At 64.0% G+C, this 25,450-nt stretch carries 24 protein-coding genes; 9 read left to right on the top strand and 15 right to left on the bottom strand.

All coding sequences use genetic code 11. The features are described from left to right. Positions 1 to 21: 21 nt before the first annotated feature. Positions 22 to 846 carry a sulfite exporter TauE/SafE family protein gene (locus K3F49_RS22070; protein WP_234683060.1) on the top strand — a complete coding sequence of 275 codons (825 nt, stop codon included), beginning with the start codon at positions 22 to 24 and terminating at the stop codon, positions 844 to 846. 134 nt (positions 847 to 980) lie between these two features. On the opposite strand, the gene K3F49_RS22075 is transcribed toward K3F49_RS22070, so the two are convergent. From K3F49_RS22075 to cysG, 12 genes are all read right to left on the bottom strand, one after another. Then, positions 981 to 1,769: a 3-hydroxybutyrate dehydrogenase gene (locus K3F49_RS22075; protein WP_200471838.1), complete on the bottom strand. Its 789-nt coding sequence runs from the start codon at positions 1,767 to 1,769 to the stop codon at positions 981 to 983. 1 nt (position 1,770) lies between these two features. Then, positions 1,771 to 2,946, bottom strand: a complete 1,176-nt coding sequence (locus K3F49_RS22080) for a DUF3734 domain-containing protein (protein WP_234683061.1) — start codon at positions 2,944 to 2,946, stop codon at positions 1,771 to 1,773. 89 nt (positions 2,947 to 3,035) lie between these two features. Then, positions 3,036 to 3,539 carry a CAP domain-containing protein gene (locus tag K3F49_RS22085; RefSeq protein WP_234683062.1) on the bottom strand — a complete coding sequence of 168 codons (504 nt, stop codon included), beginning with the start codon at positions 3,537 to 3,539 and terminating at the stop codon, positions 3,036 to 3,038. Between the two features lie 90 nt (positions 3,540 to 3,629). Continuing rightward, on the bottom strand, positions 3,630 to 4,667 hold the full coding sequence (locus tag K3F49_RS22090; protein WP_234683063.1) for a sulfate/molybdate ABC transporter ATP-binding protein: 1,038 nt from the start codon (positions 4,665 to 4,667) through the stop codon (positions 3,630 to 3,632). Next, positions 4,657 to 5,568, bottom strand: coding sequence for a sulfate ABC transporter permease subunit CysW (gene cysW, locus K3F49_RS22095; RefSeq protein WP_234683064.1), 912 nt, complete (start codon positions 5,566 to 5,568; stop codon positions 4,657 to 4,659). Before cysW ends, K3F49_RS22090 begins: the two co-directional genes overlap by 11 nt. 11 nt (positions 5,569 to 5,579) lie before the next feature. Beyond that, the gene (gene cysT / locus K3F49_RS22100; protein ID WP_346657338.1) at positions 5,580 to 6,416 is read right to left on the bottom strand and encodes a sulfate ABC transporter permease subunit CysT; all 837 of its coding nucleotides are present in this window, start codon (positions 6,414 to 6,416) and stop codon (positions 5,580 to 5,582) included. A 36-nt stretch (positions 6,417 to 6,452) separates the two neighbouring features. Next, a complete protein-coding gene (locus K3F49_RS22105; protein WP_452101113.1) occupies positions 6,453 to 7,454 on the bottom strand; it encodes a sulfate ABC transporter substrate-binding protein in 1,002 nt (333 codons plus the stop codon). A gap of 112 nt (positions 7,455 to 7,566) precedes the next feature. Beyond that, positions 7,567 to 8,289: a phosphoadenylyl-sulfate reductase gene (locus K3F49_RS22110; RefSeq protein ID WP_249794890.1), complete on the bottom strand. Its 723-nt coding sequence runs from the start codon at positions 8,287 to 8,289 to the stop codon at positions 7,567 to 7,569. A 5-nt stretch (positions 8,290 to 8,294) separates the two neighbouring features. Further along, positions 8,295 to 8,810, bottom strand: coding sequence for a DUF934 domain-containing protein (locus K3F49_RS22115; RefSeq protein ID WP_234683067.1), 516 nt, complete (start codon positions 8,808 to 8,810; stop codon positions 8,295 to 8,297). Beyond that, on the bottom strand, positions 8,797 to 10,452 hold the full coding sequence (locus K3F49_RS22120) for a nitrite/sulfite reductase (protein WP_234683068.1): 1,656 nt from the start codon (positions 10,450 to 10,452) through the stop codon (positions 8,797 to 8,799). The genes K3F49_RS22115 and K3F49_RS22120 overlap by 14 nt, the downstream gene beginning before the upstream one ends. Before the next feature lie 11 nt (positions 10,453 to 10,463). Further along, positions 10,464 to 10,781, bottom strand: a complete 318-nt coding sequence (locus K3F49_RS22125; RefSeq protein WP_234683069.1) for a DUF2849 domain-containing protein — start codon at positions 10,779 to 10,781, stop codon at positions 10,464 to 10,466. Then, positions 10,778 to 12,214, bottom strand: a complete 1,437-nt coding sequence (cysG, locus tag K3F49_RS22130; protein WP_234683070.1) for a siroheme synthase CysG — start codon at positions 12,212 to 12,214, stop codon at positions 10,778 to 10,780. The genes K3F49_RS22125 and cysG overlap by 4 nt, the downstream gene beginning before the upstream one ends. Before the next feature lie 236 nt (positions 12,215 to 12,450). Here cysG and cysD point away from each other — a divergent pair, with 236 nt between their 5' ends. From cysD to K3F49_RS22145, 3 genes are all read left to right on the top strand, one after another. Beyond that, positions 12,451 to 13,245, top strand: coding sequence for a sulfate adenylyltransferase subunit CysD (gene cysD / locus K3F49_RS22135; protein WP_234683071.1), 795 nt, complete (start codon positions 12,451 to 12,453; stop codon positions 13,243 to 13,245). Between the two features lie 17 nt (positions 13,246 to 13,262). Continuing rightward, a complete protein-coding gene (gene cysC / locus K3F49_RS22140; RefSeq protein ID WP_234683072.1) occupies positions 13,263 to 15,200 on the top strand; it encodes an adenylyl-sulfate kinase in 1,938 nt (645 codons plus the stop codon). 291 nt (positions 15,201 to 15,491) lie between these two features. Then, entirely contained in the window at positions 15,492 to 17,657 is a 2,166-nt protein-coding gene (locus K3F49_RS22145; RefSeq protein WP_234683073.1) for a malate synthase G, read from the top strand. Between the two features lie 71 nt (positions 17,658 to 17,728). On the opposite strand, the gene K3F49_RS22150 is transcribed toward K3F49_RS22145, so the two are convergent. Beyond that, on the bottom strand, positions 17,729 to 17,884 hold the full coding sequence (locus tag K3F49_RS22150) for a Thivi_2564 family membrane protein (RefSeq protein WP_084292245.1): 156 nt from the start codon (positions 17,882 to 17,884) through the stop codon (positions 17,729 to 17,731). Positions 17,885 to 18,159: 275 nt separating this feature from the next. Between K3F49_RS22150 and K3F49_RS22155 the strand changes: the two genes are divergently transcribed. Next, entirely contained in the window at positions 18,160 to 20,253 is a 2,094-nt protein-coding gene (locus tag K3F49_RS22155) for a methyl-accepting chemotaxis protein (RefSeq protein WP_234683074.1), read from the top strand. Positions 20,254 to 20,271: 18 nt separating this feature from the next. Here K3F49_RS22155 and K3F49_RS22160 read toward each other — a convergent pair whose 3' ends face one another. Next, positions 20,272 to 20,925, bottom strand: coding sequence for a DUF2865 domain-containing protein (locus tag K3F49_RS22160; RefSeq protein WP_234683075.1), 654 nt, complete (start codon positions 20,923 to 20,925; stop codon positions 20,272 to 20,274). Between the two features lie 18 nt (positions 20,926 to 20,943). Beyond that, complete coding sequence (locus K3F49_RS22165) at positions 20,944 to 21,726, bottom strand: L,D-transpeptidase (protein WP_234683076.1); 783 nt, start codon at positions 21,724 to 21,726, stop codon at positions 20,944 to 20,946. Positions 21,727 to 21,936: 210 nt separating this feature from the next. Between K3F49_RS22165 and K3F49_RS22170 the strand changes: the two genes are divergently transcribed. The 4 genes from K3F49_RS22170 (at position 21,937) to K3F49_RS22185 (ending at position 25,372) form a co-directional block, all read left to right on the top strand. Beyond that, positions 21,937 to 23,049, top strand: a complete 1,113-nt coding sequence (locus K3F49_RS22170; RefSeq protein ID WP_234683077.1) for an AI-2E family transporter — start codon at positions 21,937 to 21,939, stop codon at positions 23,047 to 23,049. 76 nt (positions 23,050 to 23,125) lie between these two features. Beyond that, a complete protein-coding gene (locus K3F49_RS22175; RefSeq protein ID WP_234683078.1) occupies positions 23,126 to 23,497 on the top strand; it encodes a DUF883 family protein in 372 nt (123 codons plus the stop codon). Between the two features lie 90 nt (positions 23,498 to 23,587). Next, on the top strand, positions 23,588 to 24,040 hold the full coding sequence (locus tag K3F49_RS22180; protein ID WP_234683079.1) for a hypothetical protein: 453 nt from the start codon (positions 23,588 to 23,590) through the stop codon (positions 24,038 to 24,040). 189 nt (positions 24,041 to 24,229) lie between these two features. Continuing rightward, the gene (locus K3F49_RS22185) at positions 24,230 to 25,372 is read left to right on the top strand and encodes an OpgC domain-containing protein (protein ID WP_234683080.1); all 1,143 of its coding nucleotides are present in this window, start codon (positions 24,230 to 24,232) and stop codon (positions 25,370 to 25,372) included. The last annotated feature ends 78 nt before the right edge of the window (positions 25,373 to 25,450 follow it).

The following is a 25,450-nucleotide window of genomic DNA, read 5'->3' on the forward strand; positions in this document are numbered from 1 at the left end:
AAATCTAGATTCCCTCAGACCATGATTGATCCGCTTTACGTCGCCTCGGGATTCGGCGTCGGCCTGCTTGTCGGGCTGACCGGCGTAGGAGGCGGCTCGTTGATGACGCCGCTGCTGATCCTGCTGTTCGGCATTCACCCGACCACCGCCGTCGGCACCGACCTGCTTTATGCCGCCGCCACCAAGACCGGCGGCAGCGTCGTGCACGGCTGGTCGCGCAGCGTGCACTGGCCGGCCGTGCTGCGGCTTGCCTGCGGCAGCATTCCGGCGAGCGCGCTGACGCTGCTGGTGCTGTGGAAGCTCGATCTCAGGGGCGACGCCGAACGGAATCTCGTCAATCTGGTGCTGTGCTTTGCACTGATCCTGACCGCGACGTCGCTGATCTTCCGCAAGTCGATGATTGAGCGCTATCGCCGGCGCATGGAGCAGGTCAGCGAGCGCACCACGGTGATTGCGACCGTGGTCACCGGCATCGTGCTCGGCGTCCTGGTCTCGATTTCGTCGGTCGGCGCCGGCGCGGTTGGCGTCACCGTGCTGCTGCTGCTCTATCCGCGCCTGCCGATGGCAACCATCGTCGGCTCCGACATCGCGCACGCGGTGCCGCTGACGCTGGTGGCCGGCATCGGACATTGGATGCTCGGTTCGGTCGACTGGGCCCTGATGGGCGTACTGCTGCTGGGATCGCTGCCCGGCATCGTCATCGGCAGCTACAGCGCGACACGCGTGCCGGAGACGGTGCTGCGCCTGGCGCTCGCCAGCGTCCTCGTCGTGGTCGCCGCCAAGATCATGTTCACGGAGCTGAACCTGCAATCCGCGATCGTGACGGCGCTGGCCTGGAGCCATTGAGGCCCGACCGAGGGACGGAATCGTAGGTCTAGTAGGGTGGGCAAAGCGGAGCGTGCCCACCACCGTTTTCGATCAGGGAGAGATGATGGGCACGGCGCTTTCGCGCCTTTGCCCACCCTACCGCAGCGGAGCCTTTACTCCGCGGTCCAGCCACCGTCGATCGAGAGGTTGGTACCGGTGATCTGCGCGGCATCGTCGCTGCACAGGAACAACGCCAGCGCTGCAACCTGCTCGGACGTCACGAACTCCTTGGTCGGCTGCGCGTCGAGCAGCACGTCGTTGATGACCTGCTCGCGGGTGAGGTTGCGGGCCTTCATCGTGTCCGGAATCTGCTTCTCGACCAGCGGCGTCCAGACGTAGCCGGGGCTGATGCAGTTGCAGGTGATCTTGTTGGTCGCGACTTCCAGCGCAACGGTCTTGGTCAGGCCGGCGATGCCGTGCTTGGCCGACACATAAGCCGACTTGAACGGCGAAGCGACCAGCGAGTGAGCCGACGCGGTGTTGATGATGCGGCCCCAGCCCTTCTTCTTCATTCCGGGCACCGCAGCGCGAATGGCATGGAAGGCCGAGGACAGGTTGATCGCGATGATCTGGTCCCACTTCTCCGGCGGGAATTCCTCGATCGGCGAGACGAACTGGATGCCGGCATTGTTGACGAGGATATCGACCGAGCCGAACGACTTCTCGCCGAGCGCGATCATCCCGGCGATCTCGGCCGGCTTGGTCATGTCGGCGGGCGAATAGACCGCCTTCACGCCGAAATCGGACTCGATCTTGGCGCGCTCCTTCTCGATGTCCTCCGGCGACCCGAATCCGTTGATGACGACGTTGGCGCCGGCAGCCGCAAAGGCGCGCGCATAGGCGAGCCCGATGCCGCTGGTCGAACCGGTCACGACGGCGTTCTTGCCTGACAGAGTACCCATATTATTCGCTCCTTTTTGGCGGGGGCGCAGTGACGTCCCCCGTGAGATCGTAGGTCACCATGGTCTCGCCGGATTGCGGCTTCTCGAGCCAGTCCTTGTGGCGCATCGACAGATGCACGTCGCGCACGCCGCCTTCCCAATGCTCGACCATCGCGACATGCGAGAAGTCATAGTCCTTGGACGAGGATTCGTAGTTCTTGCTGCGATAGATCAGATGTACCACCGTGACAGTGCTCTCACGCGAGACCTTCGCAAGGAATTCGACGGACGGGTCGTTCTTGAGATAATCGGGCAATTTGGAAATCAGGTCGCGCACCGCCCTGCGGGCGTTGTGGATCTGCTTGTTCTTGTCGGTGTTCATCCGTGTCCGGCTGGAGAAGCGGATGTCCTTTTCGCGCTCGGTGGCCTCGAGCAGCGAGGTCGGCAGATCACCGCGCGCGCTGAAGAGGTCGACCTGGAAGATCAGCATGTCGCGATCGACCTCGGCATCGAGCACGAAGTCGAGCGGCGTGTTGGAGGCGATGCCGCCGTCCCAATAATGCTCGCCGTCGATCACGACCGACGGAAAGCCCGGCGGCAGCGCGCCGGAGGCCATGATGTGCTCGGGGCCGATTTTCTTGCCGAGCTTCTTGAACTCGTAATTGTCGAAATATTTGAAGTTGCCGGAGGTGACGCCGACCGCGCCGACCGACAGGCGGGTCTTCAGGTCGTTGATGCGGTCGAAATCGACCAGCCGCTCCAGCGTCTTCTTCAGCGGCGCGGTGTCGTAATAGCTCTCGGCCTGCGGGCTGCCCGGCGGCCAGAGCGGCGCGGGCGGAATGCGCGGCGTGAAGAAGCCGGGCACGCCGAAGGTGGCGATCAATGCGGCGCTGGTGGAATTGAACAGCTCGCGGCTGTGGTCGCTCTTGCCGATCGGCTTCCACGGCACCGGCTTGGAAACCATCTCCCAGAATTCCTTGAGCCGGCTGACCCGGGTGTGGCCCTCGTTGCCGGCGATAATGGCGGCGTTGACCGCACCGATCGAGATGCCGGCAACCCATTCGGGCTCGAAGTCGAAATGGCACAGCGCTTGATAGGCGCCGGCCTGATAGGAGCCGAGTGCGCCGCCGCCCTGGAGAACCAGGACGCGTTGTGCTTTCGCGGGGACTGTTGCGACTTCCGGGCTATGATCTGTCATTCGGGAGACATTAACAAAAAAACGCAAAACGCGAGCCACCGTGGCGACAGTCTGCCGCGGCGTCAATGTATCCCGGGATCAAGTCTGGCTTATCGGGGATCGGTCGACGCCAGGATCATGGTCCAGAACACCTTGTATTTGGTGCCTGGAGCATAGCTTGCCGCTATGCCTAATTTTGTGACACCGCCCTTGAGCATGTTGGCGCGGTGCGGAGGCGAGTCGCGCCAGCCGGAAAACGCTTCAGCCAGCGTATGATAGCCGGCCGAGATGTTCTCGACCGCCACGGTCGCGGGATAGCCGCCGGCGGCAAGGCGCTTGGCGAGCGGCGCGCGGACGTCATGGTCCATCTTGTTGGCTGCGGCCATGGCATTGGACTGGGATTCTGCGAGCCGCATCAGATCGGGATCGACGATGACGGTGCCGAGGCCGTTGTTCTGGCGGTATTGCGAGATCATGATCGCAGCGGCCGGCGCATCGAGCTTGGCGCCCGGGACCGACATGTCGGCATACATCGACGGCTGCTGGACCGGCGCTTCGTTGCCGGCGCAGCCGGAGAGAAGCAAAGTGATGAGAATTGCGGCCGCAGCGCGCATGAATCGAGGCCCCCAGATGAAGGGGCGTTGTTGCATACCAACCGTGGCTGAAAGGTGAATTTTGAGGAAAATTCGACCCGCGAAGCCGGCTCAGGCGCCCGCAAATATGCGGTAGCGGCGAGGCTCGAGGCCAATCGTGTCGCCGGCGCGCAGTTCGCGGTCGCGGGGGGCGTCGATCTCGATGGTCTCGCCGCCGGACAGCGCGACCTCGGCCCGCTGCACGGGACCGAAATTCCGGACGTGCTGCACGGCGCCCTCGAAGGCGCCCGAGCCGGGCGGGCCGACCAGCATGTCGTGTCGCCGTACGAACAGTTTTGACGCGCCAGGCGCAAGCCCGTCTGCCGCAAGCCGCAGCGGGCGGTCGCCGAGCCTGATGACGCCACCCTCGACCTGGACCGGCAGCTCAATGGATTCGCCGATGAAGCCGTGCACGAAGGCGGTCGCCGGCGTCTCGTAGACGTCGTCGGGCGAGCCGATCTGCTCGATCCTGCCCTTGTCCATCACGACGACGCGGTTGGCGACTTCGAGCGCCTCTTCCTGGTCGTGGGTGACGAAGATCGAGGTGACGTTGATCTCGTGATGCAGCGAGCGCAGCCATTTGCGCAGTTCTTTACGCACCTTCGCATCGAGTGCGCCGAAGGGCTCGTCGAGCAACAGGATGCGCGGTTCGATCGCAAGCGCGCGGGCCAGCGCAATGCGCTGGCGCTGGCCGCCGGAGAGCTGGCTCGGGTAGCGGTCGGCGAGCCAGTCGAGCTGCACGAGATCGAGCAGCTCCTTGACCCGGGCGCGGATCGTCGCCTCGTCCTTGCGGACCGCGCGCGGCTGCACACGCAGGCCGAAAGCGACGTTCTCGAACACGCTCATGTGGCGGAACAGCGCGTAGTGCTGGAACACGAAGCCGACGTGACGCTCACGCGCGCCTTGCGCCAGCGCATCCTCACCGTTGAAGGCAACCTCGCCCGAGTCTGGCCAGTCGAGCCCGGCGATGATCCGCAGCAGCGTGGTCTTGCCGGAGCCGGAGGGGCCGAGCAGCGCGAGCAGCTCGCCGTCATTGACCTTGAGGTCGACGCCGTCGAGCGCTGCAAAATTGCCGAACCTCTTGACGAGATTTTTGACTTCAATGGTCATTGACGTCGTGTCCTTCGTCGAGATGATGTTCGAGAATTGTCTTGGCGATCAGCGTGATCAGCGCCAGCATCGCAAGCAGCGAGGCGATCGCGAACGCAGCGACGAACTGGTACTCATTGTACAGAATCTCGACCAAGAGCGGCATGGTGTTGGTCTCGCCGCGGATATGGCCAGAGACGACCGAGACCGCGCCGAACTCACCCATCGCGCGTGCATTACAAAGCAGAACGCCGTAGAGCACGCCCCATTTGATGTTGGGCAGCGTGACGCGGAAGAAGGTTTGCAGGCCGGAGGCGCCGAGCGAAATCGCGGCCTCTTCCTCTTGCGTGCCCTGCTCCTGCATCAACGGGATCAGCGCGCGCGCCACGAAGGGGAAAGTCACGAAGGTGGTAGCGAGCGCGATGCCGGGCACCGCGAACAGGATCTGGATGTCGTGATCTCTGAGCCAGCCGCCGAAATAGCCCTGCGCGCCGAACAACAGCACGAAGACGAGGCCCGAGATCACCGGGCTCACCGAGAACGGCAGATCGATCAGCGTGACCAGGAAGGTTTTTCCGCTGAATTCGAACTTGGCGATCGCCCAGGCGGCGACGAGGCCGAACACGAGGTTGAGGCCGACCGAGATCGCCGCGACCACAAGCGTCAGCTTGATCGCAGCCAATGCCTCCGGCTCGGCGAGCGCATCGAAATAGGCCAGAATGCCCTTCGAGAAGGCTTGCGCGAACACCAGCACCAGCGGCAGCACGACAAAGACGGAGAGGAACAATATCGCCAGCGTGATGATGGCGATGCGCACCGCTTTTGGCTCGGTGCGAAGATTGTTACGCACAGCAGCCGCATGCGCACGCGCCTTCGCCTCGGGCGAGGAGAGCGAAACGGAATCGGCGATCTGCATCGTCATCGCATCCCGCCTCAGTGCACCGGAATCCGGTTCTGCGCCCAGCGCTGCAACCGGTTCACCGCGAAGATGATGACGAAGGAGACGACCAGCATGATGACCGCGATCGCGGTCGCGTCGGCGTAGCGGAATTCGGACAGACGGATCACGATCAAGAGCGGCGCGATCTCGGAGACGTTGGGAAGATTGCCGGCGATAAAGATCACCGAGCCGTATTCGCCGACCGCGCGCGCAAAGGCGAGCGCGAGCCCGGTGAGCAGCGCCGGCGCAAGCGACGGCAGGATCACGCGGACGATGGTCTGCCAGCGGCTTGCGCCGAGGCTGCCGGCTGCCTCCTCGATCTCGACATCGAGATCCTGCAGCACCGGCTGCACCGTGCGCACCACAAAGGGAATGCCGATGAAGATCATGGCGACGAAGATGCCGAGCGGCGTGAACGCCACCTTGATGCCGAGCGCGGCGAGCGGCGCCCCCAGCCAGCCCTTCTCGGCGAACAGCGAGGTCAGCGCGACGCCGGCCACTGCCGTCGGCAATGCAAACGGCACATCGACGATTGCGTCGAACAGCCGCCGGCCCGGGAAGCGGTAGCGCACCAGCGCCCAGACGATGATGCTGCCCATCACGAGGTTGACGCAGGCCGCGGCAAACGCGAGCCCGAAGGAGACGCGGAGCGCGTTCAGGGTGCGGCGGCTGGACAGGATGTTCCAGAATTGCTCGGGGCTGAGCTCGAGCGATTTCAGGAACAGCCCGGCGAGCGGAATCAGGATGATGACGGACAGCCAGGTCAGCGTCAGTCCCATCGTGAGACCGAAGCCCGGCAATGTCCGGCGTCGTGCTGCGATTGCGCTCACCAGGTCCCCTGTAAAAACCTCTCCGACGGCGCCCGATCAGTTCTTGTAGATCTGGTCGAAGACGCCACCGTCGGCAAAATGTTCCTTCTGCGCCTTGGTCCAGCCGCCGAACACATCGTCGATCGTGAACAGCTCGACCTTTGCGAAGGAGTTTTCATACTTTTTGGCGATCTCGGCATCGCGCGGACGGTAGAAGTTGCGCGCGGCAATCTCCTGCCCCTCCTTGGTGTACCAGTACTGGAGATAGGCATCCGCGACGTTACGCGTGCCTTTTTTGTCGGCAACCCTATCGACGATCGCGACCGGCGGCTCGGCGAGGATCGACAGCGGCGGTGCCACGATCTCGAATTTCTCCGGACCGAATTCCTTCAGCGCGAGATACGCCTCGTTCTCCCAGGCGAGCAGCACGTCACCCACGCCGCGCTCGACGAAGGTCACGGTCGCGCCGCGCGCACCGGTGTCGAGCACCGGCACCTGCTGATAGAGCTTGCCGACGAATTCCTTGGCCTTGTCGGCAGAGCCGTATTTCTTCTGCGCAAAGCCCCAGGCCGCCAAATAGTTCCAGCGCGCGCCGCCCGACGTCTTCGGGTTCGGCGTGATGACGGCGACGCCTGGCTTGAGCAGATCGTCCCAGTCCTTGATGCCCTTGGGATTGCCCTTGCGCACCAGGAATACGATCGTCGATGTGTAGGGTGATGAATTCTGCGGCAGCCGCTTCTGCCAGTCGGCCGCGGTGAGACCCTTGCCGGCGATGGCATCGATGTCATAGGCGAGCGCGAGCGTCACCACATCGGCCTGCAGTCCATCGATCACGCTGCGCGCCTGCGAGCCGCTGCCGCCATGCGACTGCTTGATCTCGACGCTCTTGCCGGTCTCCCTCTGATAGGCGTTCGCGAACGCCTTGTTGAACTCGACATAGAGTTCGCGCGTCGGATCGTATGACACGTTCAAGAGGTTGATATCAGCAGCGAGAGCCGCGCTTGCCCAGAGGATACCTGCAGCGAGCGGAACGATACGGCGCATCATGTCCATCTCCATTCACTTCGGCGACGTCAATGTCGGCGAAGGCATGCAGGCGAAACTCGTGGCGAAACGCTCTCAAGTCAACGGAACCGGATTTTCTTGTTCGGTGCCGCGCAGTTCGACTGTGCTACGAAGTCTTCATCGTGTGGATGCCGCATTCTGTCTTGGCGCGGCCGCGCCAGCGACCCGCGCGCTCATCCTCGCCCTCGGTCGTTCTGCTCGTGCAAGGCATACACCCAACCGAGCGAAAACCGGACGCCGCAAGTGGATGACGCGGCAATTTGGCGCGGGTGAAGATCGCTTCGAGTTCCTCGCGAGAGACGTTGGCGAACGGGTTGAACTTCAATCGCGCGCCATCGTCCTCGACGACGGGAATGTCGGCGCGCGCATTGCCCTGGAAACGCTTGCGACCGTTGAGCCAAGCCGAGAACGGCCCGAGCGCGCGCGCCAGCGGTTCGACTTTGCGGATACGGCAGCAGGCATCGGGATCGGAAAACCAGAGGTCCCGGTCGGGATCCTCGCGCGACAGCGTTTCCTCGGCCGGCTTGATCGAGCGAACGTCCTTCAGCCCGAGCATCACGATCAGCTTGTCGCGATAGGCCAGCGTCTCCTCGAACAGCCAGCCGGTGTCGAGGAAGATCACCGGGATCGCCGGATCGACATCCGCCACCACTTTGAGCAGCGTCGCCGATTCCGTACCGAAGGACGACAACAGCGCGAGCTTCTCGCGCCCGACCGCCTTCAACGCGGCCGAAACGACCTCCGCGGGAGACGCGTCGCGCAAGGCGCGGTCAAACTCGTCCGCGGTCGGCAACACCGCCGCGGATGGGGATGCAAATTGAGTAGCCATGGCGTTCACGTGCCGACACCCTCGGAGTGACGTAGCTGCATGCGCCGGTGCAGCGCCGTGATCCGGCCGTCGCCGGTCGGCTGGTAGAACACCGAATAGCGCTTCGCGGTCTGCATGAAGGCTTCCGCATCCGCCTGCTTCTTGACCTCGAAGGAATCGAAGCCGGCGCGCAGCATGAACACAAACTGGTCGCGCAGGATCTGGCCCGTCGCGCGCAAATCGCCGCGATAATTGTAGCGCTCACGCAGCAACCGTGCCTGGCTGTAAGCGCGCCCATCGCGGAAGGTCGGGAACACCAGGGCGACTGTGGCTACCTTGCCGAGATAGGGCACGAGCTCGTCGATGTCGCAGTTATTCGGCCAGATCACGCCGACCTTACCGGCGCGCTTGAGCAACGCCCCCGCCTCGCCGACGAAACGCTCGGCCGGCACCAGGATGTCGCCGCTCTCGGGCAGCGGCGTGTCGACGGCCAGCTTGACGAAACTGTCGTCGGCGATTTTTCCGCCGTTAACGAGTGGCATAGACGCGCTCCTTGAAGGGTTCGACGCCGAGACGCTTCACCGTGTCGATGAACAGCTCCTCGGGCCGCTCGCGCAGCGCAAGATAGGCTTCCACGACGTCCTCGATGACATCGGCCACCTCGTCGAACTTGACGCCGGGGCCGATCAGATTGCCGAGCGCAGCACCTTCGTCGGCACGGCCACCGATGGTGATCTGGTAGACCTCCTCGCCGTTCTTCTCGACGCCGAGAATCCCGATATGGCCGACATGGTGATGACCGCAGGCATTGATGCAGCCGGAGATATTGATGTGCAGCCGGCCGATCAGATTGGCCAGCTCGTGGTTGGCGAAGCGCCGCGTCAGCTCCTGCGCGATCGGAATAGAGCGAGCATTGGCCAGCGAGCAATAGTCGAGACCCGGGCAGGCGATGATGTCGGTGATCAAATTGACGTTCGGCGTGGCGAGCCCGAGCTTGTCGAGCGCCTTCCACAGCGCCGGCAGGTCGCGCTTGGCGACGTGCGGCAGTGCCAGGTTCTGCTCGTGGCCGACGCGGATCTCACCGAAGGAATATTTGTCGGCGAGATCGGCCAGCGCATCCATCTGCTCGGCCGTGGCGTCGCCGGGAGGCGCGCCGATCGGCTTCAGCGAGACCGTGACGATGGAATAGCCCTGCACCTTGTGCGGCGACACCGAATTCTTGCGCCACGCCTCGAACTCGGGATCAGCCGCGGCCTGACGCAGCTCATCCGGCATGTGCGGCAGCTTCTCGTAGTTCGGATAGGTGAAGCGCGAGCGGATGTCCTCGATCACCTCGTCGTCGATCTGGAGCGAGGAGTTGCGGATATGCTGCCACTCCTCCTCGACCTCGCGCGAGAATTTTTCGATGCCGAGCTCGTGCACCAGGATCTTGATGCGCGCCTTGTAGATGTTATCGCGGCGGCCATACTGATTGTAGACGCGCAGGATCGCCTCGATATAGCTGAGGATATCGCGGCCGTGGACGAAGTGCTTGATGGTCTTGCCGATGAACGGCGTACGGCCGAGACCGCCGCCGACCAGCACCTCGAATCCGGTCTCGCCCTTCTCGTTCTTGATCAGCTTCAGTCCGATGTCGTGAATCTTGATCGCGGCGCGGTCATGGTCCGACGCGGTGATCGCGATCTTGAACTTGCGCGGCAGGAACGAGAATTCCGGATGCAGCGTGGTGTGCTGGCGGATCAGCTCCGACCAGATGCGCGGGTCCTCGATCTCGCCGGGCGCGACGCCGGCCCACTGGTCCGAGGTGACGTTGCGCATGTTGTTGCCGGAGGTCTGCATCGCATGGATGCCGACCTCGGCAAGATCTGCAAGCGCGTCCGGCAGCTCGGCGAGCTTGATCCAGTTGAACTGGATGTTCTGCCGCGTCGTGAAATGGCCGTAGCCGCGGTCGTATTTGCGCGCGACATGGGCGAGCGCCCGCAACTGGTTCGTCGCCAGCGTGCCGTAGGGAATGGCAACGCGGAACATGTAGGCGTGCAGCTGCAGATAGACGCCGTTCTGGAGGCGCAGGATCTTGAACTCGTCCTCGGTCAGCTCGCCCGAGAGGCGGCGCTGCACCTGGTCGCGGAATTCCGAGACGCGCTCATTGACGAGCGTGCGGTCGATTTCATCGTAAGCATACATCAGAGAGTGCCTTAAGCCTGGGCCGTCGACCCGATGGTCACGCCGGTGCGGCGGATCTGTTCGCGCAGATTGCCGGGTTCGATCTTGCCGTCCGCGCCGACCTGCACCGGGGCGATATAGGGACCGATCGCGCCGACGTCATCGGCCACCGACTCCGCAAGCAGCGCTTTCGCTTCATCCGAGTCGCGCACGATCGCGGCTTCCGACAGGTCCGCGGACCAGCTTTTGGCGGCAGTGCGATACACCACGATGCCGTCCCAGGTACGGTTGGCGGTCACCACCGAGGGGCCGGCGATTTTGATCTTCTTCTGTTCAAGCGGGGAGGTCATTCGGCTGCATCCAATAGGTCAGAGATGATTTGAGCTGAGTTTTTCTTGGGTGTTTGACGGCGGAGCGACCCGGCATGCCGGACCACGTCGCCGATGATGAGGATGGCGGGACCACCATTGGTTCGCTTCACGAGCTCGGGCAGGTCGCGCAGCGTGCCGATTGCGCCTTGCGCATCGGGCCGCGTGACCCGGGCGAACACGCCGACCGGCGTCTCCGGCGAACGGCCGGCGGCGAACAGGCCGGCACGAATAGCGGGCGCGGCGGTCATGCCCATGTAGACCACGACGGTCATCCTGGTGTCGGTCAGCGTCGACCAATCCACCGTCTCCGCATCGCGCGCCTTGTGCGCGGTGAGGAAGGTGATGCGGGTCGCTTCGTGACGATAGGTCAGCGGCACCTCGAAATCGGCAGCGCCGCCGAGGCCGGCGGTGATGCCGGGGATGATCGAATAGGCGATACCGGCCGCGCGCAGCGCTTCCACCTCTTCGCCGCCGCGGCCGAACACGAAGGGGTCGCCGCCCTTCAGCCGCACGACACGTTGGCCAGCTTGCGCGGCCTCGATCATGCGCTTGTTGATGGCGTCCTGGCCGATGCCGGGCTTGCCGACGCGGCGGCCGACCGGAACGCGTGTGGTGTCGCGACGGATGCGGTCGAGAATGTCCGGAGAGACCAGCTCGTCGTGGAAGACGATGTCGGCATCCTGCAGCGCGCGCAGCGCCTTGACGGTGAGGAGATCCGGATCGCCGGGGCCGGCACCGACCAGTGCGACCGAGCCTTCCGGCTTGTCGGCGCGCGCGAAGTCCGACGGATCGGAAATCTGCTTGAAGACCGCTTCAGCCTCGTCCTTGCGGCCGGCCAGCACGGCAGCGCCGATCGGGCCGTCGATGACGCGCTCCCAGAAGCGGCGGCGCAGCGGAAACTCGGCGATGCGCTCGTTGATGGATTTGCGGAAGCCACCAATGAACTCGGCGAGTTCGCCGATGCGCGCGGGCAGCAGCGCCTCGATCTTCTCGCGCACGCGCCGGGCCACCACCGGTGACGTTCCGCCGGTACCGACTGCGACCACGACATCGCCGCGATCGACGATGGCCGGGAAGATGAAGCTCGAATGCTCGAGATCGTCCATGACGTTGACGGGCAGACCGAGCGACTTCGCGCGTGCCGACATCGCCACGCCGACATCGCCGGCGCCCGCGCAGACGATGGCGATGACACCGGCAAGATCGGCGATGAGCGGATCGCCCGTCGCGATCTCGATACGCGCCGCATCATCGGAGCTCAGACCCAGATCCTGACTGCCGTCGATCGCATGCACACGGATGCGCGCGCCGGCGGCGGAAAGTACGCGCAATTTTGCGCGCAACAGCTCACCCGCGCCGACGAGAACCACCGGACCGTGACTGAGATCGAGGAACACCGGCAAGAACCGCATACGATACTCGCTTGCCCCACATTCGGGGTTGACTGGAATTATTTTCTATATATGTGTCCTTTCGAGCGCGCAAAGAGAAAATTTTTTCTTCTCTTCTGCATCGCAACTATAGAAAATTCGCCTCCAAACGCAAAGTGGCAGAGATGCATCTTCTCAGGACCGATTCCGGTGCAGATGGACGGGACTCCCAGACTCTCGTTTCCGAGCAAATTTCCGTCGCGCTGACCGCCCCCAGTATGGATCATCTCGACCAGCTGGAGGCGCAGAGCATCTACATCTTCCGCGAGGCTTTCGCCCGTCTGAAGAAGATCGCCCTGCTGTGGTCGCTCGGCAAGGACTCCAACGTGATGATCTGGCTGGCGCGCAAGGCGTTCTTCGGCCGCCTGCCGTTCCCGGCCCTTCACGTCGATACCGGCAAGAAGTTTCCGGAGATGTATCGGTTCCGCGATCACTACGGGAAAGAATGGGAGCTCGATCTGCGCGTCGAGCCCTGCCCGCCCATCGATGCCGTCGACCCGACGCTGCCGCCGGCCGCCCGTTCCGCCGCGCGCAAGACCGAAGGCCTCAAGATGGCGCTCGGCAAATACGGCTTCGACGGCCTCATCGCCGGCATTCGCCGCGACGAGGAAGCCACCCGCGCCAAGGAGCGCGTATTCTCGCCGCGCGGTCTCGAAGGCAATTGGGATGTGCGCGACCAGCCGCCGGAGTTCTGGGACCATTTCAACGCGTCGCCGCCGCAGGGCGCGCATCTGCGCATCCACCCGATCCTGCATTGGACCGAGGCCGATATCTGGGCCTACACCAAGCGCGAGAACATCCCGATCATCCCGCTCTATTTGTCGCAGAAGGGCAAGCGTTATCGCTCGCTGGGCGATCAGGACATCACCAATCCGGTCGCTTCGACGGCAACGAACATTGACGAGATCCTGATCGAGCTCGAGCAGACCAAGGTGCCGGAGCGCGCTGGACGCGCGCTGGACCACGAGACCGAGGACGCTTTCGAGCGCCTGCGCGTCGCCGGCTATCTCTGATCTCGGGACGCATCACGATGAACATGATCGTCACCCCCGCTTCGCCCGCCACGCCGAACGGCGCCACGTCGATGCCAAATGGCACGACGCGTCCCCAGGTCCGCATCGTCATCGTCGGCCATGTCGACCACGGCAAGTCGACACTGGTCGGACGCCTGCTGCACGAGACCGGTAGCCTGCCCGACGGCAAGCTCGAGATGCTGAAGGCCGTCAGCGCGCGGCGCGGCATGCCGTTCGAATGGTCGTTCCTGCTCGACGCGCTGCAGACCGAGCGCGACCAGGGCATCACCATCGACACCACGCAGATCCGCTTCCGCACCAATTCGCGCGACATCGTGCTGATCGACGCGCCCGGCCATGCCGAATTCCTGCGCAATATGATCACCGGCGCCTCGCAGGCCGACGGCGCGGTGCTGATCATCGACGCGCTCGAAGGCGTGCGCGACCAGACCCGCCGGCACGGCTATCTGCTGCATCTGCTCGGCGTGAAGCAGGTCGCGGTCGTCGTCAACAAGATGGACCGCGTCGATTTCTCGGACCTGCGCTTCAAGGAGATCAGCGACGAGATCTCCGCGCATCTCAACGGCCTCGGCGTGACGCCGGCCGCAATTATCCCGATTTCCGCGCGCGACGGCGACGGCGTTGCCGACCGCACCGACCGCATCGGCTGGTACAAGGGTCCGACCGTGGTCGAGGCGCTTGACCGGCTCGAGCCGGCGCGGCCGCTGGAAGCGCTGGCGCTGCGCTTGCCCGTGCAGGCGATCTACAAGTTCGACGATCGCCGCATTGTCGCAGGCCGCATCGAATCCGGCAGCCTGGTTGCCGGCGACGAGATCGTGATCATGCCGGCCGGCAAGATCGCGAAGATCAAGACGGTCGAGAGCTGGCCGGTGACCCCGGTCGCGGGCCGTCAGGGCGCGGGCCGCTCGGTCGGCATCACGCTCGACCGCGAATTGTTCATCGAGCGCGGCGACATCATCGCCCATGCCGACACCGCTCCGCGCGAGACACGGCGGCTGCGCGCGCGCATCTTCTGGCTGCACGACAAGCCGCTCGCCAAGGGCGACCAGCTCCTGGTCCGCTGCGGTCCGAAGGAAAGCCGCGCCACCGTCGTCGCCATCGAGAAGGCGGTCGACCCCGGCGAGCTCGAGAGCCGCGAGAACAAGGCAATCGGCCGCAACCATGTCGGCGAGATCGACATCTCCCTGTCCAACCCGATTGCTGCCGATCCCTATACGGAGAATCCGCGCACCGGCCGCCTCGTGATCGAGGTGTCCGGGCGCATCGCCGGCGGCGGCCTGGTGCTGTCGGTCGATGCCGGCCAGCGCGCCGTGCCGGTCGATATCGTGCCGGTGGAATCGGCGCTGCGGCCTGATGAGCGCTCGGCGCGGTACCAGCACAATGGCGCGGTGGTCTGGCTTACCGGCCTTCCGGCTTCCGGCAAGTCGACGCTGGCGAAGGCACTGGAGCGACGGCTCTTCACCAATGGCGGCTCGCCGATCCTGCTCGACGGCGACACGCTGCGCGCCGGGCTCAACAGCGATCTCGGCTTCTCCGCAGCCGATCGCAGCGAGAACATCCGCAGGCTTGCCGAGGTCGCAACCCATCTCGCCCGCAACGGCCACATTGCCATTGTCGCCGCGGTCTCGCCGGCCCGCGAGGACCGCGCCACGGCGCGCCGCATCGCCGATGCCGCGTTCCGCGAGATCCATGTCGCGACACCGGCCGAGATCTGCGAGGAGCGCGATCCCAAGGGCCATTACAAGAAGGCCCGCGCCGGCACGCTTACCTCCTTTACAGGCATCGGCAACGACTACGAGCGGCCCGAGGCCGCCGAGCTCGTGATCGACACCTCGACGCGGACGGTTGCCGAGGCTGCAGATGAGATCGAACAGATGCTGAAGACGACCGGCGTGCTGTTCGACGAGCTCGTGGACCTCGCCGCGAATATTTGAGGGCGTCCTATTCCCAGCTGTCGTCGCCCGGCTTGACCGGGCGACCCACTATTCCAGAGACAGCGTTGGGATGCGGAGAAGCCGCAGCGTACTGGATTCCCCGCTTTCGCGGGGAATCCAGCGGAGCGCCGGGCCGCCCCCTCTCCTTGACATTTTGACAGACGCCGGGGGTCTTCTCACCGCCCCGATTTTGAGGCTAATAAGTCTCGAAAGCCGCCCCGCGTGGGCGCATTTTGCTGCTGTCGGGTCAAAAGCAGCCAAAAACAGCCATTTCCAACAAGAAAGACCATCATGAAACGCGTCGACGCCCACGGATTGAAGATCGCCCCCGTCCTTTTCGATTTCATCGCCAAGGAAGCCACCCCGAAAACGGGAATCGCGCCGGATGCGTTCTGGGCCGGGCTTGCCGCCATCACCAAGGAGCTGGGGCCAAAGAACCGGTCGCTGCTCGCCTTCCGTGACTCGCTTCAGGCCAAGATCGACGACTGGCATCGCGCCAACAAGGGCAAGGCGTTCGACCTCGACGCCTACACCGCCTTCCTGAAGGAGATCGGCTATCTCGTCCCCGAGCCGGCGACGCAGAAGGTCGAGACCACCAACGTCGATGAAGAGATCGGCAAGATCTGCGGCCCGCAGCTTGTCGTGCCCCTTACCAACGCACGCTACGCGCTGAACGCGGCGAATGCGCGCTGGGGCTCACTCTACGACGCCTTCTACGGCACCGACGCGATCCCTCACGACGCTGCCGAGAGCGGCAAGGGTTACAACAAGGCGCGCGGCGACAAGGTGATCGCGAAAGCAAAAGCCTTCCTCGACGCCGCCGTGCCGCTGGCGACAGGCAGCCACACCGACGTCACCGCCTATAGCGTCGTCGCGGGCCAGCTCGCCGTGAAGCTGAAGAGCGGCAACGCCACCGCGCTGAAGAACGCCGCGCAGTTCGCTGGCTTCCAGGGCGATGCGGCCGCGCCGAGCGCCGTGCTGCTCGCCAACAACGGCCTGCATGTCGAGGTCAAGATCGACCGCAACAGCGTGATCGGCAAGGACGATCCGGCCGGCGTTGCCGACATGATCATGGAATCGGCCGTGTCGACCATCCTCGACATGGAAGACTCGGTCGCCGCGGTCGACGCCGAAGACAAGGTGCTGGTCTATCGCAACACGCTCGGCCTGATGAACGGCACGCTGTCGGCGGACTTCGAAAAAGGCGGCAAGACGCTAACGCGCTCGCTCAACGCCGACCGCTCCTACAAGACGCGGGACGGCAAGGGCGAGGTCAAGCTGCACGGCCGCAGTCTGCTGTTGATGCGCAATTGCGGTCACCACATGTTCACCGACGCGGTGCTGGACGAGGCCGGCGAGGAAGTCCCGGAAGGCCTGCTCGATGCCGCCGTCTCAGGGCTGCTCGCCATTCACGACCTCAAAGGCAATTCAAAGGTCAAGAACAGCCGCACGGGATCTGCCTATATCGTCAAGCCGAAGATGCACGGCCCCGACGAGGTGTCGTTCACCTGCGAGATCTTCGACCGCGTCGAGAAAATGCTGGGCCTGCCGGAGAACACACTCAAGGTCGGCATCATGGACGAGGAACGGCGCACCACCGTCAACCTCAAGGCCTGCATCCAGCGCGCCTCCAAGCGCATCATGTTCATCAACACCGGCTTCCTCGACCGCACCGGCGACGAGATCCACACCTCGATGGAAGCGGGTCCGATGATCCGCAAGAATGAAATGAAGGCGCAGGCCTGGATCAAGGCCTATGAAGACTGGAACGTCGACATGGGCCTGATCGACGGCCTGCCCGGCCACGCCCAGATCGGCAAGGGCATGTGGGCTGCACCGGACAAGATGGCGGACATGCTGGCCCAGAAGCTCGCCCATCCGCAGGCCGGCGCCACCACGGCTTGGGTGCCCTCGCCGACCGCGGCGACCTTGCACGCGCTGCACTACCACCAGGTCAACGTCATTGCGCGCCAGCAGGAATTGACCAAGGGCGGCCCGCGCGCCAAGCTTTCGGACATCCTCACCATTCCGGTGTCGAAGTCGAATTGGGCGCCCGACGACGTCAAGCAGGAGATCGACAACAACTGCCAGGGCATTCTGGGTTACGTCGTGCGCTGGATCGACCAGGGCGTCGGCTGCTCCAAGGTGCCCGACATCCACGATGTCGGCCTGATGGAAGACCGCGCCACCTTGCGCATTTCCAGCCAGCATCTCGCCAACTGGCTGCATCAGGGCATCATCACCGAAGCGCAGGTGATGGAATCCTTGAAGCGCATGGCCGTGGTCGTCGACAAGCAGAATGCGGGCGATGCGATCTACAAGCCGATGGCGCCCGCCTTCGACGGCGTTGCCTTCAAGGCCGCCTGTGACCTCATCTTCAAGGGCCGCGAGCAGCCGAACGGCTACACCGAATACATCCTCACCGCGCGCCGCCGCGAGGCGAAAGCGGCGGGCTGACAAGGCCGCCTGTTGCACCATCGAAAGCCCCGGCTCACGCCGGGGCTTTTTTGTTGTGGCGATAACACCCGCTAAAACACCGCGAGATATTTCAGCAGCGACACAATGCCGATGATGATGACGACGACGCGCGCGATCTGCTTGGCGCGACCGTCCATCGGCAGCATGTTGATGAGATAGAGAACGAGAATAATGACGAGAAAGGTGACGAGTACGCCGACCAACATCGCAAGGCCCCCTTCAGGCAAATTGCCAACGAGGTCTCTAACGCCCGTCTCACGCGCCGGTTCCATTCGCGCAACCCGCTACAACTTCTAGTAAATGCGTAATTCTACCGGCAGGCTGCCTGCCTAAAACTTTACCCTTTTCGTTTCAGATGCAGAAACCGTACGGCCTGCGTGCCGCGAACGGTATGCAATTGCCGATGCGACCGCCCCCCGTTTTCCCGATTTTACCGGGGCGTCTTTGCCGAACTTTGAAATGGGAATTTGGGGGGACTTCGATGCTCAATCGTCTGACCGTGTCCGCGCTGTTGAAGACAGTGATCGCGATCACGTCGATCTGCGTGGTGATCGCACTCTCGCTCACCGCCTACGAGTCCTGGGATCGCCTGAAGACCGCCAACCGCATCTCGGCGATTGCCGACGCCTCCGCCGATCTATTCAAGGCGATGCACAATCTGCGGACCGATCGCTCGACCACCTCGCGGCTGCTGAACGCCACCGAACCGATGGACTCCGAGATCGAGAAATATCTGCGCAGCCTGCGTGATGCGCAGATGCCGGCAATGGCACGCGCGCTGGGGCTGCTGCCGAGCATGGACTTCCCGCGATCCGGCACGCTGGTACCGGAGCTCGCGCGCCTCAACAAGCTGCTGATCGAGGAGCAGAAGGAGTTTTGGGAGAACGTCACCAAGCCGAAGGATCAGCGCCGCGCGGGCCTGACCAGGGAATACATGGAGACGACGCAGGGCCTGCTCGACGTCCTCGACAATCTCGGGAACACGCTGGCCGCCACCGTCAACCATCAGGACGCCGAGATCGACCAATTGCTGTCGATCAAGCAGAACGCCTGGCTATTGCGCAACACCGCGGGCGAGGCTTCGCTGATCGTCTCGACCGGACTTGCGGCCGGCAAGATCACGCCGGAAGCCCGCTACAACTATACCCAATATGTCGGCGGCACGAGCGCGATGTGGAAGGCGCTGGAATTGTCGACCTCCGGCATGCAGCTACCGCCGGCGCTCGCCTCCGCCATGGCCGGCGCCAAGACCGCCTATTTCGAGCCGCAATATCTGACCCTGCGCGACCGCCTCGCCGACGCGCTGGTCAAGGGCGAGAAGGCCGAGATGACGGCCAACCAGTGGAGCCCGCTCACGGTCGGCCGCATGGCAAGCGCAGTCGCGGTGGCCGAAGCCGCCCTCGACGCAGCGAGGACGCATACCCTCGATCAACGCGGCGCGGCGCAACGCGCGCTGATCGTGCAGCTCGTGCTGCTGACGCTCGCGATCGGTCTCGCCGTCGGCGCGATCATGCTGGTCAGCCGCCGCGTCATCAACCCGCTCAACACCATCCGCGATGCGATGCTCAAGGTCGCGGGCGGCGATCTCGCCGTCGACAGCGGCTATCTCGATCGCAACGACGAGATCGGCGCGCTCGCCGGCGCACTGGAAACCTTCAAGCAGCAGGCTACCGAAAAGCTCAAGATCGAGGAGCACGAGCGCGAACGTAATGCGGGCGCCGCCGCGCGCCAGCGCGCTGTCGAAGCCTATGTCGGTGAGTTCGAAGGCGCCGTGCAAAAGACGCTGGGCGAGCTGAATGATGCGTCGGGCCGGATGCGCAAGACCTCGGGCGATCTTTCCGCGGTCTCGCGCCAGACCTACGACCGCGTCCAGGTCGCCGGCAAGGCCTCCAACGACGCCTCCATGAGCGTCGACAGCGTCGCGGCCGCCGCCGAAGAGCTCTCGGCCTCGATCAATGACATCAGCCAGCAGGCCGCGCATGCCGCCGGGATCGCCGGTCGCGCCGTCACGCAGGCGCGCGAGACCGACGGCACCGTGCAGGGCCTGCAAAAGTCTGCCGGGCGCATCGGCGAGGTCGTCGGCCTGATCAACACGATCGCGGCGCAGACCAATCTGCTCGCGCTCAACGCCACCATCGAAGCCGCGCGCGCCGGCGAAGCGGGCCGTGGCTTTGCGGTCGTCGCCTCCGAGGTGAAGTCGCTGGCAAGCCAGACGGCGAAGGCGACGGAGGAAATCTCCGAGCAGATCGCCGACATCCAGAAGGTCGCCGGCGATGCCATCCACGCGATCCAGACCATCGGCGGCATCATCGGCGAGGTCAACGAGGTCGCGACCGCGATTGCGGCTGCCGTGCAGGAGCAGGGCGCGGCGACGCAGGAGATCACGCGCAGCACCCAATATGCGGCGCAGGGCACCAAGAATGTCTCCGACAACATCACCGGCGTGAAGGCAGATGCGGACGCAGCGGCCGCGGCCGCCGACAATGTGAAGAGCGCATCCGAGATGCTCGAGACCCAGAGCAACCAGCTCGGCCACGAGGTCAGCGACTTCCTCGGCAAGATCCGCGCGGCATAAGCAACGCTGGTCCTGGTCCTACTCCTTCGCCACCACCGGCACTTGGTGGAATTTTGCGCGGATCTTTTCCGGCAATGGCGAGAAGTTCATCGCGACACCGCGGCGCTCGTTGGCGTTGCGGTTGGCAACGACGAGGCCGTCGCTGCCTGCCACGATATCACCTTTGCGCAGGGTCGGGTCGTCCTCGGCCTTGAGCGAAGCGAGGCCGGCCGGATCCTTGCCGTTGCAGGTGCACCCGGACACGATCTCATTGCGATAGCGGAAGGCGTTCGGCAGATCGGAATAGGACTTGCCGCTGTCGGTCGTGGCGTCGTCGATGTTGCTGCCATAGACCAGCGAGGTCTCTGACGCCGGGCAGAAGCTCTTGCAGGATTGCGCCTTGCTCTCGGCATCGTTGCCTTGCGCCGGGAAATAACGCCCGTCACAACCACGCACGCAATAGGCCGTGCCGCCGCCATAGGACGCGCGCTGGCGCGGCGTGTCGTAGCGCGGCATGTCGTCGTTCGGGAACGGCACCCGGATTTCCGGCGGCGGCCGCATGCGGAAACCGCCGAACAGCGCCGAGAAAAAATCCTCCGCATGCGCCGAAGGCGCCAGCGCAAGGCCGAGGGAAGCGATCGTGACGAACGCGGCCGCTCCGCCAGCCAATCTGCCGATCGAACGTCTCATCATGTGACCTCACTTAAACTCTTAGTCCACCGACGACGGTGCCGAAATGTTCAGCGCCTGGCGGCCGGAGGGCAGCGTCGTTACCGCCGGCCGCTGCTTGCGCACGGGATCGCCGCCGCGCGCCATCAGCGGCGCTTTCTTCGGCAGCACCACGACCCTGGCGCCGACATTGACGCGACTGAAGAGGTCGCTCACGTCCTCATTGGTGAGGCGGATGCAGCCGGAGGAGACGAACTTACCGATCGTGGTCGGATCGTTGGTGCCGTGGATGCGGTATTCGCTGGAGCCAAGATACATCGCGCGGGCGCCGAGCGGATTACCGGGGCCGCCGGCGACGAAGCGCGGCAGATAGGGCTGACGCGCGATCATCTCTGCCGGCGGGTGCCAATCCGGCCATTCCGCCTTGCGGGTGATGCTTTGCACGCCCGACCAGGTGAAACCTTCGCGGCCGACGCCGACGCCGTAGCGCATGGCGCGGCCGTTGCCGAGCACATAATAGAGATAGGTGTTGGCGGTATCGATGACGATGGTGCCGGCGGGCTCGTTACGGTCGAAGCTGACGATCTGACGGCGCAGGCGATCGGGCAATGCCGCATCCTCGTCGGCCGCCTGCGGCGCCTCGCTCGCATAGCCCTGCGAATAATAGGACTGGTCCTGCGGCAGATAGGCCTGCGGCCGCACCGGCGAATAGCCGAGCGTTTGAGCCTGCGCTGCGAACGGCACCGTCAGCAGGGCTGTCGCAAAGGCAAAAGCGGTGACGACGCGCGGCGAGAAGCTGCGACCGACTGCGAAGAACTTTGTCATGGTGCTGCCCCGTGTGATGTTTGCATCTTGAGTGATGCGGCTTCCCAACAAACGCAGCAGAACCGACTCAAGTTCCGCCCGCTCCTGCGGCAACGACGTCACAGTCAAGCGAGTACAACTTCACGAAGCCGCGATGGAACCGCAGCAGGCGTCGGGAGTTTCCTGATGACCAAATGGGCGCCCGGACACCTCCGTGCGGGGAGAGAAATTGTGCGCGTCCTTCCCAGTGAACGTCTGATTTCCGGCAATGACGAGGGTACTCCGCTTCCCGACAGCCATACCGAGCTGCCGCCGGTGATCCGGCGCACCGAGTTCGTTGCCTTTGCGCTTGCCGGCCTGCTCCTGATCGCCATCGTCGCCGTGCTCTACGTTGCCAAGGGGTTTTTCCTGCCGGTCGTGATGGCCATCGTCGCCGGCACCATGCTGTCGCCGGCCGCGACCTTTCTGGAAAAGCGGCACGTGCCGCGGGCCCTCGGCGCCGTGCTCATCGTGATCGCGGTGACCGCTATGGTCGCTTTCATCTTCGCGCTGATTGCCGCACCTGCCATGGAATGGAGCTCGCGTCTGCCGGAGCTGGGCGCGCAGCTCAAGGATAAGATGCACGTCTTCGACCGGCCCCTGGCGCTGTGGCGAGAGCTGCAAACCATGGTCGGTGGCTCTGAGGGATTACCGAACCTCCAGTTGCCCAAGTTCGAATGGGTGCAGCCGACGCTGGAATTCCTGTCACCGACTTTCGCCGAATTCCTGCTGTTTTTCGCCACCCTGATCCTGTTCATCGCGAGCTGGCGTGACCTGCGGCGCGCCATGATCATGAATTTCAGCGATCGCGACGCGCGGCTGCGCACGTTGCGGATCCTGAACGAGATCGAGGTCCATCTCGGCAACTACCTCCTGACCGTGACCGTCATCAATATCGGCGTCGGCATTGCAGCCGGTATCGTCTGTGCGGTCACCGGAATGCCCAATCCGGCGGGCCTGGGTGCGCTCGCGGCGACGCTCAACTTCATCCCGATCATCGGGCCGGTCGCCATGTTCGTCATATTGGCCGTCGTCGGCGTCGTGGCGTTCCCGACCATCGGCGGCGGACTGGCTGCGGCGATCGCCTTTGGAGGGATTACCTTCATGGAGGGGCACTTCGTCACGCCGACCATCATCGGCCGCAGACTGGCGCTCAATGCGCTCGCCGTGTTCATCGCACTGGCGTTCTGGACCTGGCTGTGGGGACCGATGGGCGCATTCCTGTCGTCTCCGCTCCTCATCGTCGGACTGATTCTGAAGGAGCATCTGTTGCCGGAGAATTCGCCGCAATTGCCGCAGGGATGACGGGCTCCGCAAACGGAACTTCCGCCACAACCAAACGTTTTCCGCCCATCTCACCGCCAACAGTTCGGAGCTTGTGATGTCAATAGCCGATGGCGAAGCCAGAATGAGAGACTGGACCGACAAAGCCACCGCAGAGCGCCTCGAGAAGGATGTAGCAGCCGTGAAAAGCGATATCGCCGCCCTCACCGACCAGATCACCGACGCCCTCAACACGTTCGCCAACGCGACGGGCAAGCAGGCCCGGCGCGGTTACAAGCAGGCGCGCGACAACGTGGATTCGACGCTCGACGACTTCTCCGAGCGCGGCAGCGCCATGATGGACGCAGCGCAGGATGCCTATGGCTCGATTGAGGAGACGCTGGAAGACGCGATCACGCAGCGGCCGCTCGCGACCGTCGGTGTCGCGCTCGGCATCGGCTTCCTGATCGGCTTCGCCTGGCGCCGCTAGGGCGCATGATGAATTTTGAGGTCACGACGGCCTCCGTCGCCGTGACCGGCACGTGACGAATTGGCTTGTGGGGACCTGAGGAGCAAGACCGTGTTCCAGCGCATCATCGACGGCATCAGCGCATCGACCGGCACGACTGTGCGGCTGACCTCGCTGGCGGCGGGCGCGGCGTTCGCGCTGTTCATCACGACATGCTTCCTCTGCGCGGCGGCCTTCATCTCGGTGCTGGAAAAATACGGTCCCGTGCAGGCTTGCCTTGCGGGCGCCGGCATCTTCTTCCTGCTGACGCTTGCGGCCGCAGGAAGCTATTGGGGCTACAAGCGCGAGATGCGGAAACGCGCCCGCATCGCCGCAGAGCGCGCCGCGAAGGCGGCGCCGAGCATGCTCGCCGACCCCATGCTGATCGCAACCGGCTTGCAGATCGTCCGCGCCATCGGCGTCAAGCGCCTGTTGCCGATCCTGGCCATCGGCAGTGTTGCGCTCGGAATCATGGCAAGCCGCGCCGGCACCGCGGATGAGACATCAGTCGAGCCGGCAGAGTAAGGGTCGAGATCTCGTTAAGAAAGTTGCGCTGCCGGCCGGGCAAGCAAGCTCGCGGGAATTGAACAGCCCATCTCTGCGCAATTATTCATCAATGACCCCAAAACCGTCCGCCTTCACGTAATCGCTACTCGGATAGGCGGACGGTTGCCGCTAAAAGCATCGCCCCTGATTCCAAAAGCCATTTTCGCAATGAAGCCGTCCGTCAAGGCTAACCTCGCCGCATTCGACCACGACGCAAGGCTGTATTTGACGCTCGGCATTGCGACCTGGTCGGTCTTCGTCGATCACATCCCGAACAATGTCGTCAACCTGCTGACGCTGCGCAACTTCGGCTTCAGCGGCGCGGCCGACCTGTTCGTGTTCGTGGTGGGCTATGGCGTTGCCATCATCCACGGCAAGATGGCGCTAGAGCGCGGCTATGTCGTCGCCGCGACGCGCATCTTCCGCCGCGTCTGGCGGCTCTATGCCGCCTATGTCGTGCTGTTCGTGATCTACATCGACACCATCGCCTATGTCGCCTCGCAATCGATGGCGCCAGAGATCATCAGCGACTACAACATCTCGGGAATACTCGAGCATCCGCTGCGCATCCTGGTCCGTGGCCTCGTGCTTCAGGAAGAGCCGCTGAACCTCGACCTGCTGCAATTGATGATCCCGCTGATGGCGTTCTTTCCGTTTGCCCTGTGGGGGCTGCTGCGGCGCCCGAACGTGACGCTGGCGCTCTCTGTCGCGTTCTATTTCGCGGCGCGCTGGTTCGAGTGGGGTTTCCGGACCTACCCGGACCAGGAATGGACGTTCAACCCGTACTGCTGGCAGATGCTGATGGTGTTGGGCGGCTGGTTTGCCGTCACCGGCGCGTCGGGCAGCGCCTTGCGCAACCTGCCCTGGCTCCGCATGCTGGCGGGCGCCTATCTGGTGTCGGCGATGGCCATCACCCTGATGCGTCATTCGCCGACATTGTCCGCCTATTTGCCGGATGTCGTACTTGAGGGCATCTCGCCGACCGACAAGGAAAACCTCGCGCCGTATCGCGTGATTCATTTCCTCGCGCTCGCTTTCATCGCGACCCACCTCATCCCGGCCGACCATCCGGGGCTGCAATGGAAGCCGCTCCAGATGGTGATCAAATGCGGCGAGGAATGGCTCGCCGTGTTCTGCGTTGGCGTATTCCTGTCCTTCGCCGGCCATCTCATCCTGATCACCGGCGCCAATCTGGTCGTGATGCAGATCGGGGTGAGCCTTGCCGGTTTCGCGGCGATGACGGCGGTGGCCTATTACATCTCCTGGTCGAAGCGTCAGGATGAGCCGGCAGCCTTACGGCAGCGTGCCTAGGCACGGCGAGGCCCCAAGGCTCTCGCGCGATTTCGCTAGGCCGGAGACCTCGGCTACGCTATGCGGGACGAGGGGGGC

This window comes from Bradyrhizobium monzae (genome assembly GCF_021458635.1).
Lineage (GTDB): Bacteria > Pseudomonadota > Alphaproteobacteria > Rhizobiales > Xanthobacteraceae > Bradyrhizobium.